This is a genomic window from Priestia sp. YIM B13489 (genome assembly GCF_042787645.1).
In the GTDB taxonomy this organism is placed as follows: domain Bacteria; phylum Bacillota; class Bacilli; order Bacillales; family Bacillaceae_H; genus Priestia; species Priestia megaterium.
Window position 1 is genome coordinate 4,233,185 of sequence record NZ_JBHZOQ010000053.1, and the last position, 14,746, is coordinate 4,247,930.

The following is a 14,746-nucleotide window of genomic DNA, read 5'->3' on the forward strand; positions in this document are numbered from 1 at the left end:
AGCTGAATACTTTAGTCCCTATGTATTAGTAGATTCTCCTTCTATTCTATCTCAATCAAGAAAAAATGGAGAAAAAAATTTGTTTTTCCTCTTGATATATGGAGATTTTTCATCCCCTTACCTTCTCTTATAAAGCTGAATAAGTAAAAAGCGGACGTATTTATAGTTTAAATGCGTCCGCTTTTTTATTAACCGACCGTCACAATACGATACGGGCTGTATTTACCGTTTGGATTTTTAATAATGATACTGATTTTCGTCTTAGCTGCCTGCGGTATAATGGCTATATTAAAAGAACCTTTGCTATCTGCTACGCCTCTTCCAATTAGCTCAGATCCTTTTTTGATATAGACAACACTTTTAGGTTCTGTTGTACCTGACACTGTTTTTGCCAGACTGAAAACACGGTTTACACTAGGAGCTGAAGGACTAGAGGATACCACCGTTTTGTAAGTGTAAGGACTATATCCGCCTTTTCCTTTTGCCGTTACACCTATTTTCGTATTCACTGCTTGCTTTGGAATCGTAATGCTAAATGCCCCTTTACTATTCGCAGTGCCTGTTCCAATTACATTTGCACCTGCTTTAACATATACACGACTTCCTGCTTCGGTCGTTCCCGTCACAACTGTGGATTCATCCGTAATATCGCTGACAGCTGGAGCATTAGGCGCTTTATATTTTATCACTACTGTACTGTAGGTATAGGTACTATATCCAGCGCTATTTTTCACCGTTACACCTATTTTCGTATTAGCGGGTTGAGGTGCTATTCCAATGCTATATGTTCCTTGCTTGGTTGCTACTCCTCTCCCCAGCACTGTTGATCCTTTTTTTACATATACAACGCTATTTGCTTCAGCTGTCCCTGTTACATATGTATCTTGGTCAGTTACTGTATGAATAACGGGAGCAGCTGGTTTTTGAACAGTTTTTAAAGCAGTCATGTACGTATAACCACTATACCCAGCGCTATTTTTCACCGTTACACCTATTTTCGTATTAGCGGGTTGAGATGCTATGGCAATGCTATACGTTCCTTGTTTGGTTGCTACTCCTCTTCCCAGCACTGTTGATCCTTTTTTTACATATACGCTACTGTTTGCTTCAGCTGTTCCGCTGACTGATGTATCTTGATCATAGATTTTGTTAATGGTTGGTGCTTCTGGTTTTGTTACTTTTTGTATAACTATTTTATACGTATAAGTACTGTATCCTACACTATCTTTAATCACTACACCAATTTTAGTTTTAGCTGCCTGCGGCTGTATAGATACAGAATATGTACCTTGGTTGGATACTATACTACGCCCTAACAACGTTGATCCTTTTTTCACATACACAATGCTTCCAGGTGCTGCTTTTCCCGTAACCTTAGTATCTTCTGATGTGATGTCATTTACTTCTGGCGCATTAGGCAGTACTTTATATATCCTTGGATAAGCTGTGTCATAAGCGCTTGTTAGAAGAGTCGTAGGATAATAAAATGCGAGAATTTCCTGATAGTTTTTGTCTCCAGTAGCCATGGCGTCAGCACCAAATTGACTCATACCTATCCCATGTCCAAATCCTTTTCCTTTAATGACAATAGAAGTTCCATCATCATTAATATCTGTCACATATTTACTTCCAATACCTCCTTCAGTAATAAGATAATTGATTGTTCCAGCTGAACTGCCGATTAAATCCCATTGCTTCTCTTCAATATTCCCATTCTTATCAACTTCATTTTTCACAATATATTTAACACTGATGTCGCCTTTTGTTACGCGCCCAGCTGAATCAGGAGCGTAGAAATTAATTTTTGAAATGCTTGTAATCTTAATATCTTTTCCTTTCAGTTCTCCAGCTGCCATTTTGTCTTTAAGACGATTGGTCATTTCTGCATCAGCTTCTTTTGTTTTGCTCCACCATTCTTCTAGTTTTTTTAAATCTTTTCCTGATAAATCAATTTGTTTTTTCCGAACCGTTTTGGTCCATACTTTTTGTGGATCATAAGGATCATCTTTCACTTGAGAATATGTATTAACTGGAGTTCCCCAGACATTTGTATTGGATTGAATAATCCCTCCGTTACTTGAAGAATATACCGAGTTTATAATACTCCCCTTATATGTCAGGACTTGTCCGAATGTATCATCTACAGCCTTTCCGATACGTTCATCCCAATAGTCGCCTCCGTACACTTGGAAATTCGTCGTATCGTTAATTACTGATTTCTTAAGACTAAGTACATACGTCCTTGCTGCTACTGCTTGAGCTTTAAACGTATCCGTTTTAAAAGACCAATACAGCTCTTTTCCCACTACACCTTTTAAATAATCTTCTATAGGAAGCGTATTGACAGGGCGAACATACTTACTGCTTTCATTCGTAAACTTTATATCCCCTAAATAAGACATGCCGTTAATAGTAAGTTTTGCGCCATAGGTAGAAGGCGTAACTTCAAAGCTAGAAAACTCTCCTAACTTTTCTCCTTCTTGATATAGCACCACATTCGTGCCCTCTGCTTTTACTTCATAATCTTTATTTGCTTGCAGAGTTATATCCTCATCTTTAAGACGATACGATGCTGAGGGGTGAATTGTAATACTGCTTTTATTGCCTAAGTAGTTCCTTAATTCTACCGATACAAGGGGTTCTGTTCCTGCGGCTTCTGCTGTCGAAAAAACCGTTAAGGGAACTACAATGATAGCGATTGCTACCAGGATTCTCATCATGTTTTTCATTGGCTGCTCTCCTTACTTTTACTACTTTTCTAGTACTATATAAATCTAAAGGCATCTTTTCTAATATCGGGCAAACCCTTAGATTTTCCAGTACTTTATTTCCATTTATTTGACTTGTTGCCCATCATCAGTGAACTGTGACAATCATTTTAAAATCCAATAAAGATATTTTTTATTTATTTTCCATATTTTAATGACTATTTTCCTTTGTTCATGCTATAATGCTAGAGATATCTTTATATCTTGCTTGATAATAAAACCGAAAAAAAGTCTGGTTCTCAATGGGAATCAGACTTTTTTTCATGTATGAAATTAGCTGCAGATAGTCTTACTAGTTTCAACTTGCTTTTACTGAATCTTTCTTCTTCAGTTTTTCTCTTGACTTTGGAAGCTTCCAAACTCATCGAGACGCTTACGCTGATAGTTTTCATCTTTTGATAAAATCATTTCAAGCGTATTCGCATCAATCACACGGTTATTTGTTCGAACCTGCCCTAACTGCCTAATAGGCTGCGGGCGGTCATTATACATAGATTCTGAGCCGTCCGCAATTCGCTGATGTATTCTCCTGCTTTCACTTTCACACTTCGTTATATCTATCGGTCATAGGGGGTGTTCTATCCATAGCACGCTCGTGACTTTTTATCGACATAAAAAATAGCTTCTGGTAAAAAGAAGCTGGCTTAAAAATAATTTCTCTACTTAGATTTTTGTCCCCGAGACTTTCCCTGTGTTATCAACGCTTAGCTTCCAGCTTTGTCCGTCGGGAGATTTAAGAATCAGGCTGTTTCCTTGCTGAAACTCGAGGTTTCCGTACATTTTGCTTCCGGACGTTGCCACCCAAGAGGAACCGGGCATCATAGAAGACGTACCGAATATGCGGTTAATTCGAAAACGTTTGTGGTCTTTTGTATATTCGCTTAGCGTAAGTCTCATTTTATACAGCGTATTGGCTCGCACTTCTGCCGTTACCGTGTTTCCTAAGTTGTTTTTTACGTCTTTGGCCGTTGTCCACGCACCGTCTAGTGCTGTTAGATATTCAAATTTAATATTTTTAGGTGACTCACCCCATCCAAATGAAACGCCGGCCATATTCAGCATTTTAATTGGATTTGCAGTAAAGTCCATTTCAATCACAACGGGAGCTGAAGCCGGCACATCGAGATAGTTCATGCTTTGTTCATCAACTAAGCTGAAGCAGTTGCTGATGCTTCCTCCGTACGGGGCTTTTCCAGCAATTTGTTTGACGGTATATTTTTTATCAGCTTGTACGAAAATATCGTCTTGATTGCCGATTATATCAGGTTTTCCCGGAAGTCCTGGGGCAAATATATTTCGGGTTTGTTCAAAAGGAGACGTAATGTCATTATACTGTCCGTTGTTCAAAATCGATGTGGATAAAAGGTTAGAGGCAAGCTGATTTCGATGTGAGATACTCGTAAATTCTACGGGCGATTCTCCTCCGTTCATCAAATACGTATCCCAAATATGCCCTTCAAACGTATTGTAAGCACCTGAACATTTAATTGCTCGTTTCGTTTGACTGCGGCACTGCATTTGAAAATAAACAAAGCTGTTTCCCGACGTTTCATACGGCACGTCACTGATGCCGGCTACGTCAATTCCATACTGACAGCCGTCAATCGATAAATAGCTAAAGTTATTCGCGTTAATCCATGCAGGCGTATTAATGTTGGTGATTTTTTCAGTTTGCAGCAGCACGCCCCTTTCAAAGTTGCGAAGGTGTACAAACGATACGTTCACAAAGCTGATAAAATCCCACGCTTTCTGGCAGTAAAAATAAATGCCTTTTCCATTATAAGCGCCTGACGTATTGATCATACTGATGTTGCTTATCGTCGTTTTGTTTCCCGTTTCTAATTGCTGTGATCCGTGAAGGTAAATGACTGAAGAGATAAAGGAAGGATCGGTCACTTCAACCGTTCCACCTGAAATAGAGGCATCTTTTTGAAGGGTAAATACATGATAATTTCCCGTTACTTTAAGTTTTGTTCCGCTGTCCATTTCAAACGAAATAGACGGTTTAATCACAAGGGGTGATGCGATGGCGTACGTATAGTTTCCTGTTAGTAGTACTCGTGATAATTTGTTAGCCTCTGCGTAATCAATTGCTTGCTGTATCGCAGGTGCATCATTCGTCACGCCGTCTCTTTTCACACCAAAACAAGCGGCGTCGACTATTCTTTCTTCACTGCAGTTTTCCATTAAATTCATCTCGCTTTCTCAGCAGGTGTAAAGCATGTACTGCTTGTATTACTTTATGCGTTTTGACTACCTATGGTTCACTGTTTTCATAGAAAAAAAGCTTCCGTTTTAGAAGCTTTCTCCGTTTACGTATTGATTAGCAGTCGATGCAATCATTTGACTCGACGTAAAGTGCTGCTCGACTTTTTTTCTTGCTCCTTTGGCAAAACGCTGCTTTTGTTCTTGCTCGGTGTACAGCGCCGTAATTTTTTCAGCAAATGCTTGAGGTGAATAAGTCGGGATTAAATAGCCCGTGTCTCCGTCTGCTATTGCTTCTTTCACCCCTCCTACATCAATTGAAATCATCGGTGTACCAACGGCCATTGCTTCTAAAACAACCATTGGAAAGACTTCACGATGAGAAGTTAACAGAAGCATATCCATTTTCGTAATAAATGCTTCTGGATCTTCCACTTCGCCCCATATCTTTATCTTTTCAGACAAGCCTTGCTGCTGGATAAGCTCTTGAATTCGCTGCAGCTCAGGACCTCCTCCTCCGATATGAAACTTCATGTGTGTGTTACCTTTCAGCAGTGAGGCAATTTCGATAAACAGCTCATGATTTTTTTCTTTTGAAGCTCGTGCCAAAAGGCCAATATGACAATCAAGTGAAGCAGCTTTTTCTTTAAACACAAACTGATTCAGATCCACTCCGTTATAAATTGTTGTTACTTTACCGCTATGCACGCCGATATTCATTAGCTGCTCTTGTTCAAAGCAGCTGACGGTAATCACTCCATGTACAAAAGAGTTTACGAGTTTACAAAATAGACCCTTCGCTTTTTGTTCCAGCACTGTTACATTATGCTTTGTATAAAGTATTTTTACTTTTTTTCGCAGCACTCGATTTAAGCATATTGCATACATCACCATGCGCAGGCTATTGGCATGAATGATGTCAATTTTACACGTTCGCACTTTTTTCAAAAGCACATAAAGATTGTGAAGGTGATTTTTTCTGCTTAAAGGCGTGAACCGTTTTTTATATTGAATTTTGTTGTACAGTTCTCCCATTGCGGCTGCTGTATATACGGTAATATCCGGATGATTCAACTGATTTTCGAGCTTACAAAAATACGTTTCTGCTCCGCCTGTAATCAATTTATCCGTGATTAAAAGTACGTTTTTCAAGACTTCACATCCTTTATGATTTTGAGAGGTTTTTACTTTTAGTGTACGCATTCACGCTGTACTGCACAAAATAAGTGGCGCTTTTCCATAACGGCAGCCTTTCTTGCTTGCGCAGGAGCTTCCAATACCTCGTTGCTGCTTTCAGCTTGTTTCTAGAAACGGAGTGAGATACAAGACGGTAATAAGCAAGTGACTCTTGAAGGCCGTATGCTGTATAGCCTTTTCTCAGCAGTGACAGCCACAGCGCCGTGTCTTCTGGCTGAATGTTTGGCATTGAAATGACGGAAATTTGTTTTTTATCAAGCATGACTGTCAAACAGCCGATAATCGTATTTCCCACAAGCGTCTTGTAATCAACACTCTTAGGAACGTTTACTTCAACGCCCGTTTTTTCACCTTTTTCGTTCATTATGCTGTACCCTGTATAGGAAAAAGCGCAGTTTTTTTCAAGCATGAATGCTACTTGTTTTGTAAGTTTTTCCGTGTGCCACACATCATCGCTGTCTAAAAAAGCAAGGAAACGTCCGCTTGCTGCGCTTATACCTTCGTTACGCGCGGCTGCGGCTCCTAAATTTTTTGTAAGCTGAAGCAGCTGAATACGTTGATCTTTTCTACTAAATTTCTTTACTAGTTCAGCTGTTTCATCTGTCGAACAGTCGTCAATCACAAGCAGCTCCCAGTTGAGGTAGGTTTGCTGCTGCACGGATTTTATGGTTGATGAAATGAAGGCTGCGCAGTTATAGGCAGGTGTAACGATTGAAACGAGGGGCTGATCCGGTTGAATTTTGAAGTTATTCATCTCACACTCTCCTCACTTTGGTGATTTCGTAAATAGCCTGACAGCAACGCTAAGTATAAAAAGAACAGCTCATTGACAATTAACGAAAGTGACATCATTTGAAGCAAAAAACCAACAAACGTTAAAAATAAGTAAGGTTCTTGTTTATGAATCTTTTGTTTTAAAAGCTGAAGCAACACAAGAAGTAAAAAGCTAAAATATAAGCAAAAGCCAATCATACCCGTCTCTGATAAAATCTCTAAAAACGTGTTATGAACGTACAGCGCTTCGCCGTAGTAAAACAAGTTGTACTCTGAAAAGTTAAAAGCGCCGATTCCGGCAAACGGATGCGAGGAAAAAAACTCAAATGCCCGGCTCCACAGGGAAAACCTTCCGCTTCCTCCGTCATGTAAAAAATCATCAGCTCGTTCGGTTAAAATGGTGAACACGTTAAAGTTCGTCATAAAATGAGCAATAAGAGCAAGTAAACCAAATAAAAACACAAACGAAAGAGCTGTTTTAAGACTGTTAAGCGAACGAGTAATAAGCAAGTACAGAATCAACACAGCGACCATAGCAATTAATCCGCCTCGGGAAAACGTTAACACGCTTGCTAATGTGCTAAGTAAAAGTCCGACTTTATTTTTAGTACTATCGCTATTCGTTAAAAAGTAAGTAAAAAACAGCGTATTGTAAAATACATAAATATTAGGATCATCCAGTACGCCAATCAAACGGGGATAGCTGCGGTCAATCATGACGCCCCATTTAATAATTTCTACTTCGGAGGCAAATTGAAAATGAACGGCTTGGAGACCGGCAATATAGAGCAGCAAGCTCACACCGTTAAAAAGAATGCCCGCTCCGGTTAACGCACGTTTAATACTTCCGCTATGAAACTCTGCTATGACATATTTCATTAAAAAGTAGCAAGCAAGGATAAGCAAAACGCCTAGCATAATACGAAGACTCGCTTCAGGGTACAGAGAAAACGCTCCGGTCATACAGTAAAAAAGATAAAATAAAAGCAGCAGCACTTCATATGCTTGAAGCTTATAAACGTAAAAAGAAGCAAAGCTAAGCAGCAGAAGTGCAAATAAAAAAATCATGTACGGCTTTAATGAAAAGCCAATATTCACGTTATATTTACTTAACGTAACAAGAACAAAAAGGCAAAACAAAACGGTCGGTTTTCGATTTTGCACGTATACACTATCCATTTTGCGCCTCCTTTCTGTTCTCTACGTTTACTAACTTACTTTTTTGCACATAGCTCAGCCCTTGATTTCTAATCTCCCTATCTAGCAGCGTTAGCAGTAACACAAGCAGTATGTTTACGCACAGCGCAATAAACGGGTGCTGTGAAAACAGCAGCGTGGTAATTGCAAGCGTGCTTCCAAATAAGCAAACAAAAATCGGAAAGGTTTTACGCATGATAATGACTCTTTCAGGATTGCATAGCCAGCAACCAATAAATAAAATTCCTTCAATTAAAAGCGCGGCATACACGGCTCCCATCACAGAATAAGCAGAGCTTAAAAAGTAGTAGAAAACAATTCCCGATACGACAGCAACCAGCTGAACGCCCGTTCTTCTTCCTTGAAGTCCTTTTGTTGTTAAGCCGTCTGCTAGCGCTACGCTTAAGCCTTGGAAAATCAGCATGAGCGACAGCCACTTTAACGCATCTCCAGCCGCAGCCCATTTATCTCCGAACAATAACGACACGGCAAGATCGGATAAATGATAAAAAGGAAGCGCCGTTAGCATCCCTACTAAACTCATAAGCTTCACTTGAAGAATATTTAACTGTAAATGTTTGTCTGTCTGCTGATGATTATAATGACGAAACAATACTGGATAAAAAGCACCTGCCACAATTCCCGGAACTTGATACAGTGCCGATGGTATGCGGTATGCAACGGCAAACACGCCGACGGCTGCAAGCGGAATCGTATTTTCTAATACGATTGGACCAAGCTGCGGCAGCAGCATAATCAACAGTCCGCTTACAATAAAGGAGCCGATATTTTTTAACAGTCCGCGTTGAATTTTCTTTTTCAAATTAAACGATACTCTTTTTCTCACCATCCACAGTCCGTACACTCCTGCTAAAAGATAGGAAAAGCCAAACAAAAACGAAATAAAAAACGGGCTTGTATGCATCAGCATTCCAACCGTCAGCAGAACCACCAGCAACAGAGCTGAGTAGATTCGAATGGCTCCTAAATGATGCATTTGTTCAGTAAGCTGAAAATACGTAATCCCTATGCTTTGCATCGCAAGCCCTGTTACCATCGGTATAATTAAGTAGTACATCATTTTTACAAGTGATGCTTCGTGATAAAACAAGGAAATTACTATATATGCCCCTGCAAACGTCGCAAGCAAAAGCAAAATTCTCATTTTCACATACGAGGACAAAAGATGATCCACGTCTGCCTGCTTTTTAGAGCCTTCACGAAGCACCGTATTGCTTAAGCCAACGTCGGTAAAGTAGCCCAATATCATCGCAAAAGCTAGCGCTACGCTGAAGCTGCCGTAACTAGCTGCGCTTAAATACTGTGCCAGCACGATAAGCGCAGCTGCATTTAACAAACGTGATACAACGGTACTAATAAATAAATGAACAATGTTTTTCCAAATGGAATTTTTCTTCATACATTCCTCTTACTCCATCGTTTTAGCAAATCGCTGAGCTAGCGTTTCGTGATAGTAGTCATACGTTTTAGCTAAGCCTTTTTCAAGCGTAAAAGCAGGCGACCACTTTAATACTTTGATGCTTTCTTTGTTGCACAGTCTGCTGTCTGCAATATCACCTTCACGCACGCTGTGATAAGCAGGTGTTAAGTGACTGCCGGATATGCTTTTCATCGTAAAAAAGAGTTCGTTGATGCTGATGCTGCTGTTATTGGAAATATTAAACGTGCCGCATCCTTCATACTGAATGGCTTGTAAACACGCCTGGCTCACGTCTTCCACGTAAATAAAATCTCTTGTTTGACGGCCGCTTCCGTAAATAATCGGCTGTTGGTTCGTAACAAACCGGTCAAAAAAGATTGAAATTACGCCGCCTTCCCCCTGTGAATTTTGCCGTGGGCCATACACGTTGCTGTAGCGAAGAATCACGTAGTCAATATCATACAGCTGTTTAGCAAGCTTTAAATATTCTTCAGACGTAAACTTTGACAATCCGTAAGGTGAAGCTGGACTCGTTGGGTGAGCAAGCGTAATTGGAGTAACGTTCGTATTTCCGTACACGGCAGCTGATGAAGCAAAAATGATTTTTTTAGCTCCGTGTTTTTTGCATGCATTAATAATGTTGATTGTTCCTTGAATATTAACGTTGGCATCATGATGAAAATTAGTAACGGAATGAGCCACGCTCACTTGAGCCGCTTGGTGAACAACATAATGAGGCTTAAACTCGGCAAATACTTTATCTAATTCTTCACTCACAATATCTCCGTAGTGAAAAGAAATGCCTCGATTTTCTAAGTTTGCTATTTTTCCCGTTGATAGATTGTCAATAACCTTTACTTCAAATCCATTTTGATAAAGAAGCTCTGCCATATGTGACCCAATAAAACCGCATCCGCCTGTAACTAATACTCTTTTCATGTTATCCCTCTCCTATCTTGATCCGTCTCCTGTTACAATGACTCTTAGCGTTTTTATCATAATCTTCACATCAAACCGTATAGTCGTATGTTGAATGTAGTAAAGATCGAGCTCCAGCTTTTCTGCTGGCGTTAGCTCATATCCTCCGTTAATTTGCGCCCAGCCTGTTAGTCCGGGCTTAACAGCAAGCCGCTGGCTAAACGAAGGAAGTGTTTTTTGAAACTCTTCTATAAATACGGCTCTTTCAGGTCGTGGCCCCACAATCGACATATCGCCTTTTAACACATTCCACAGCTGAGGCAGTTCATCAATTCGCGTTTGGCGAATCAGCTTTCCTACTTTGGTAACGCGGCTGTCATTTTTAACGGCCCACTGCGCTCCGTTTTTTTCAGCGTCGCTGTACATCGAACGCAGCTTCATGATGGTAAATGGCCTGCCGCTTTGACCCAGACGCTCTTGAAGAAAGAAAGGTGAACCCGGTGTTTCAATCATCACAATGAGCGCAAATAACAAAATAACAGGCAGTAATACCACAAATGCCATAAGCGAAATTGCAATATCACATACGCGTTTACACAGCAAGTAAAAAAGCGGAAAGTCTTTTTTTAGCACATCGGAATCACCGGTCGTTTTCGAGACAATTTGATTCATCGTTTCACTTCCTTCTATATAAAATGAGGAGCTAGTGAGACGGACTCCAAATAACGCCTAGCACATGAATGCGCGCTTTTTCCAGCATATTTTTCGTTTTAACAACGGCATCTAGTTTTGTTTTGCGCTCTTCCACAATGAGCATGGTCGCATCACATTTTGCTGCAAGAATATGAGAATCGGTCTCTTCTAAAAACTGAGGTGTTTCAAAAAGAATCAAATCGTATTCTTCTTTCCATCTTTTTATGAGCTCATCAAAGTACTTGGAAACAAATAGTGTGGATGCGTTTCGAAAGTGAGATCCGGCCGGAAGCACATCCAGTCCTTTGTATGACGTTTGTTTAATGGGTACATGCCGGCCTTTCCCGTTTACTAATACATCCGTTAATCCTTCTGAACTTCCAAGGTCAAAGAGCTGATGAAGAGAAGGACAATGCACGTTTCCGTCAATAAGAAGAACATTTTTTCCTTGTTCAGCAAATGAAATCCCTAGCTTTGCCGTCATAAGCGGCTTTTTATCGTTCACTTCCGCTGATGTGATTGTCAGGCATTTGGCTTCACTATTCAGCAGCACCTCAACATTTTTTCGAATCATATTTGTTTGGTTGATGGTTTTGGCATCTTGATACAGTGAAAATGGATACTTTTTTTGTTTAAAACTCAAGCTTCTCCCTCCTTGCCTTTGCCTGATCACTGCCTTGCTTTTGGTTTCGCTTCATTTTTCGAGACTCCAGCTCGATATGTCCAATAATCGGAAGTCCGATAAGTTCTTGAATATCTTGTTCATTTCGTACTGTACTATCAAGATATTCTCTCAACATCGCTCCCGCTATTCCTACCAACAGACTGACCAAGATAGTAATAGCTGCAACCGGCAGCGGCTTTGGGAATACTTTAAGGCTCTGCGACGGTTCGGTTAATACTTGAATGTTGCTTCCTTTCATTAACTTCATCGCTTGATCTTTTGAAAGAAGAGCTACTTTATTTGCGATTTCACTTACTGTTTTGGAATTCTCGTTTCTTACGGTAATCGTGACAAATTGAGAATTTTCGTTATGATCAATCGTAATTTGTTCACTCAGCTTTTTATTAGAAATAGTTAACTTTAATTCGTCTTTTACACCGTTTATGATCATCGGACTTTTAATAAAATCGATATACGAAGAAATTAATTGGGTATTCAGCTGTGTAATATTAGCAATCTCATCTACATTTTTAGATGTTGCTTGATTAACAAGTACTTGAGTAGATGCTTGATACGTAGGCTTTAGTAGATAGAAACAGATAGTTGTGATGCTCATACTCGTAATGACTATGACTAAAAGCATCGTAAGCCATCTTCTTTTTAAAATTCGAAAAAAATCCTTTAGCTGAATTTTATCCTGCATCGTAAACTCACCTCCATACGCTTTTATCTCTCTGTTACTTACGACTCACTGCTCCGCCGAAAACAACTTTGTTTCTTGTGAGGAATTTCCCTAATCTGCTGGAAGGCTTTTCAACAAAATGATACGTGACGGAAGCCATTGCCAGTGATAAAAGGAAACAAATGCTTAGAATGCTCCAGTACGGCAAAAGCCCGTGTAACAAATACAGCAACGAAAACAGCACGATGAGATGAGTTAAATATAAGCTGTACGAAACTTTACCTAGAAACGACAGCACTCCTGTACGTAAAACCTTTGAAGCTGCCGGCGATGCTAAAGCGATAATAATGAACATACAGCTCCCTACCATCACTGCTAGATTGCGGCATAAAAAGTTATTGGTGATCGCGTAATTTCCCATAATGCCTTCAGATAAATAACAGGTAAATGCAATCAGAACGATAAGACCCTTTTTAAATGTGCCAATTTTCAGATAAAGTTGAATAAAAAAATCTCGGTATTTCGCCGTAACTGCACCCGCGGCGAATAAAAGCAAATAATGATAAGAAAGCAAGAAGTTCGTAGGCTCTAAGTTTGATTGATTAAGCAGTAATAGCGCTGATGATGAAACAAAAACGAAAAACAATAGCATCATGATTTTCTTTGCGTCCATTCGCAGCAAAAGAATCATCAACAGAGGAAAAATAATGGAAATTCTCATTTCATGAACAAGCGACCAAATAACATTGTCGTAAGCGTCTGTGTTAAATGTGCCAATTAAAAAGAAGTGCTGAAGAAGTAAACTTGGCGACTCGTTTGTGATCCATGAGTTATTAAACCAGTGGCTTACCTGTGAGATCCCGCTTTGACTAAATAAGATTTTACATAGAATAGCCACACACACCGCAAACAAGTAAGGAAGATAAATTCGGCAAATTCTTCTTACAAGATAGTTCTCATATCGAAAAGAAGAACGGCCATAAAACGGCAGTGCTAAAACAAATCCGCTTAAGACAAAAAACAAAACCACTGATTCATTTCCACTGCTGAACAATAGCCGCAGCGGACTTTCTTTTACCATGGACAGTAAAAAAGAAGAATCACCGTCATACCTATACTCGCTGAAGCTTGGATAAATCATGAGATAATGATTTATCACAACAAAAAGAGCTGCTAATCCTCTTAAAGAATCAAGTTCTACATATCTTTTTTCCATGTAATCTCCTATCCTAATTTAATAAATAATGTTATCTCTTTATCGCGCAAGGATCATTTCATATAGCGCTAGCGTACTATACAAAACGTTCACTATAGCGAATAAAAAAGTGATAAATCGACAAATATTCTTAATAAAGAACAATTTGTAAGTGAAGTATAGCATAATATACCCGCATCAAGAATAGATATTTTGGCCTATTTTATTCTTTATAAAGAACAAAATATTATTTATTTTATATTTTTATTTACACACAATGCACAAATATGCGTTATAATGAACAAAAAAACCTATAAGAAGAGGATGAACTGAATGTGATAGGAGAAAAGATTAAGAATTTGCGACTAAAAAAAGGCTATTCGATTACACGCTTGGCTGAAGAAGCTAATATTTCAAAATCGTATTTGTCTCATTTAGAAAAAGGGTTAAATAATAATCCTTCTCTTCAAATGCTTGATAAAATCGCGTCTTCTCTTCATACAACGATTGATGACTTAATTGAGGGAGACATCAGCTGTCCAGCTCTAACTTCAAAGCCAGCCCTCAATCTAGAGTGGCTTCATTTAATTGAACGAGCCATTCAAGACGGTATGACCAAAGAAGAATTTATTGAATTTCAGTATTATTTAAAGTTCCGAAAAACAAACTGATAGATCCATTCATGAACGTTTAATTTTTTTGTTATAATCGACCTATTTCGACATCTTTTACAAATATTATCTTGTAAAATAACTGTATGCTAAGAATACTATTACAAATTATCCAGATAAGGGCAAAACTATTGAAAAATAGTGACGCAAAGCTTCAGGTCTAAGGCCGCTTTTGGCTATGATAGCTGGGTTCCCTGGCAAAGGGTGGATGAATCGTAATGAAAAAAGAAAATATACTGTCAATCGATCAAGAGTGGGTAAGTCTTATGGAATCAGCTCGCGCGCTGGGGCTGACTATCGAAGAAGTCCGGAGGTTTTTGTCGGAGCTTAAGCGGAACTAA

The 14,746-nt window shown here is 39.3% G+C and carries 14 protein-coding genes and 1 riboswitch; of the genes, 2 read left to right on the top strand and 12 right to left on the bottom strand.

All coding sequences use genetic code 11. The features are described from left to right. Positions 1-188 precede the first annotated feature (188 nt). From ACFX4W_RS27705 to ACFX4W_RS27760, 12 genes are all read right to left on the bottom strand, one after another. A complete protein-coding gene (locus ACFX4W_RS27705; RefSeq protein WP_280559180.1) occupies positions 189-2,729 on the bottom strand; it encodes an Ig-like domain-containing protein in 2,541 nt (846 codons plus the stop codon). Positions 2,730-3,095: 366 nt separating this feature from the next. Next, entirely contained in the window at positions 3,096-3,329 is a 234-nt protein-coding gene (locus ACFX4W_RS27710) for an MCP four helix bundle domain-containing protein (protein WP_338390586.1), read from the bottom strand. Positions 3,330-3,431: 102 nt separating this feature from the next. After that, on the bottom strand, positions 3,432-4,955 hold the full coding sequence (locus ACFX4W_RS27715) for a pectate lyase family protein (RefSeq protein ID WP_377560568.1): 1,524 nt from the start codon (positions 4,953-4,955) through the stop codon (positions 3,432-3,434). Between the two features lie 108 nt (positions 4,956-5,063). Next, on the bottom strand, positions 5,064-6,125 hold the full coding sequence (locus ACFX4W_RS27720) for a glycosyltransferase family 4 protein (protein ID WP_377560395.1): 1,062 nt from the start codon (positions 6,123-6,125) through the stop codon (positions 5,064-5,066). Between the two features lie 13 nt (positions 6,126-6,138). After that, a complete protein-coding gene (locus ACFX4W_RS27725; RefSeq protein ID WP_280559174.1) occupies positions 6,139-6,924 on the bottom strand; it encodes a glycosyltransferase family 2 protein in 786 nt (261 codons plus the stop codon). Next, positions 6,921-8,123 (bottom strand): O-antigen ligase family protein, encoded by a 1,203-nt coding sequence (locus ACFX4W_RS27730; protein WP_280559173.1) that lies wholly within the window; start codon positions 8,121-8,123, stop codon positions 6,921-6,923. The genes ACFX4W_RS27725 and ACFX4W_RS27730 overlap by 4 nt, the downstream gene beginning before the upstream one ends. After that, on the bottom strand, positions 8,116-9,561 hold the full coding sequence (locus ACFX4W_RS27735; RefSeq protein ID WP_280559172.1) for an oligosaccharide flippase family protein: 1,446 nt from the start codon (positions 9,559-9,561) through the stop codon (positions 8,116-8,118). Before ACFX4W_RS27735 ends, ACFX4W_RS27730 begins: the two co-directional genes overlap by 8 nt. 9 nt (positions 9,562-9,570) lie before the next feature. Further along, positions 9,571-10,521 (bottom strand): NAD-dependent epimerase/dehydratase family protein, encoded by a 951-nt coding sequence (locus tag ACFX4W_RS27740; RefSeq protein WP_280559171.1) that lies wholly within the window; start codon positions 10,519-10,521, stop codon positions 9,571-9,573. A gap of 12 nt (positions 10,522-10,533) precedes the next feature. Then, complete coding sequence (locus tag ACFX4W_RS27745) at positions 10,534-11,172, bottom strand: sugar transferase (protein ID WP_280559170.1); 639 nt, start codon at positions 11,170-11,172, stop codon at positions 10,534-10,536. Positions 11,173-11,203: 31 nt separating this feature from the next. After that, on the bottom strand, positions 11,204-11,836 hold the full coding sequence (locus ACFX4W_RS27750) for a CpsD/CapB family tyrosine-protein kinase (RefSeq protein WP_280559169.1): 633 nt from the start codon (positions 11,834-11,836) through the stop codon (positions 11,204-11,206). After that, positions 11,826-12,560, bottom strand: a complete 735-nt coding sequence (locus ACFX4W_RS27755) for a YveK family protein (protein WP_280559168.1) — start codon at positions 12,558-12,560, stop codon at positions 11,826-11,828. The genes ACFX4W_RS27750 and ACFX4W_RS27755 overlap by 11 nt, the downstream gene beginning before the upstream one ends. 34 nt (positions 12,561-12,594) lie before the next feature. Beyond that, complete coding sequence (locus ACFX4W_RS27760) at positions 12,595-13,755, bottom strand: acyltransferase family protein (protein WP_280559167.1); 1,161 nt, start codon at positions 13,753-13,755, stop codon at positions 12,595-12,597. 314 nt (positions 13,756-14,069) lie between these two features. Between ACFX4W_RS27760 and ACFX4W_RS27765 the strand changes: the two genes are divergently transcribed. Beyond that, positions 14,070-14,405: a helix-turn-helix domain-containing protein gene (locus ACFX4W_RS27765; RefSeq protein ID WP_280559166.1), complete on the top strand. Its 336-nt coding sequence runs from the start codon at positions 14,070-14,072 to the stop codon at positions 14,403-14,405. A gap of 111 nt (positions 14,406-14,516) precedes the next feature. Further along, positions 14,517-14,603: riboswitch (cyclic di-GMP riboswitch) on the top strand. Between the two features lie 20 nt (positions 14,604-14,623). Next, positions 14,624-14,746: an anti-repressor SinI family protein gene (locus ACFX4W_RS27770; RefSeq protein ID WP_280559165.1), complete on the top strand. Its 123-nt coding sequence runs from the start codon at positions 14,624-14,626 to the stop codon at positions 14,744-14,746.

Coding starts and splice junctions, on each gene's coding strand:
- ACFX4W_RS27705 (WP_280559180.1), bottom strand. CDS start 2,729: ATGAAAAACATGATGAGAATCCTGGTAGCAATCGCTATCATTGTAGTT.
- ACFX4W_RS27715 (WP_377560568.1), bottom strand. CDS start 4,955: ATGGAAAACTGCAGTGAAGAAAGAATAGTCGACGCCGCTTGTTTTGGT.
- ACFX4W_RS27725 (WP_280559174.1), bottom strand. CDS start 6,924: ATGAATAACTTCAAAATTCAACCGGATCAGCCCCTCGTTTCAATCGTT.
- ACFX4W_RS27730 (WP_280559173.1), bottom strand. CDS start 8,123: ATGGATAGTGTATACGTGCAAAATCGAAAACCGACCGTTTTGTTTTGC.
- ACFX4W_RS27735 (WP_280559172.1), bottom strand. CDS start 9,561: ATGAAGAAAAATTCCATTTGGAAAAACATTGTTCATTTATTTATTAGT.
- ACFX4W_RS27740 (WP_280559171.1), bottom strand. CDS start 10,521: ATGAAAAGAGTATTAGTTACAGGCGGATGCGGTTTTATTGGGTCACAT.
- ACFX4W_RS27745 (WP_280559170.1), bottom strand. CDS start 11,172: ATGAATCAAATTGTCTCGAAAACGACCGGTGATTCCGATGTGCTAAAA.
- ACFX4W_RS27755 (WP_280559168.1), bottom strand. CDS start 12,560: ATGCAGGATAAAATTCAGCTAAAGGATTTTTTTCGAATTTTAAAAAGA.
- ACFX4W_RS27760 (WP_280559167.1), bottom strand. CDS start 13,755: ATGGAAAAAAGATATGTAGAACTTGATTCTTTAAGAGGATTAGCAGCT.
- ACFX4W_RS27770 (WP_280559165.1), top strand. CDS start 14,624: ATGAAAAAAGAAAATATACTGTCAATCGATCAAGAGTGGGTAAGTCTT.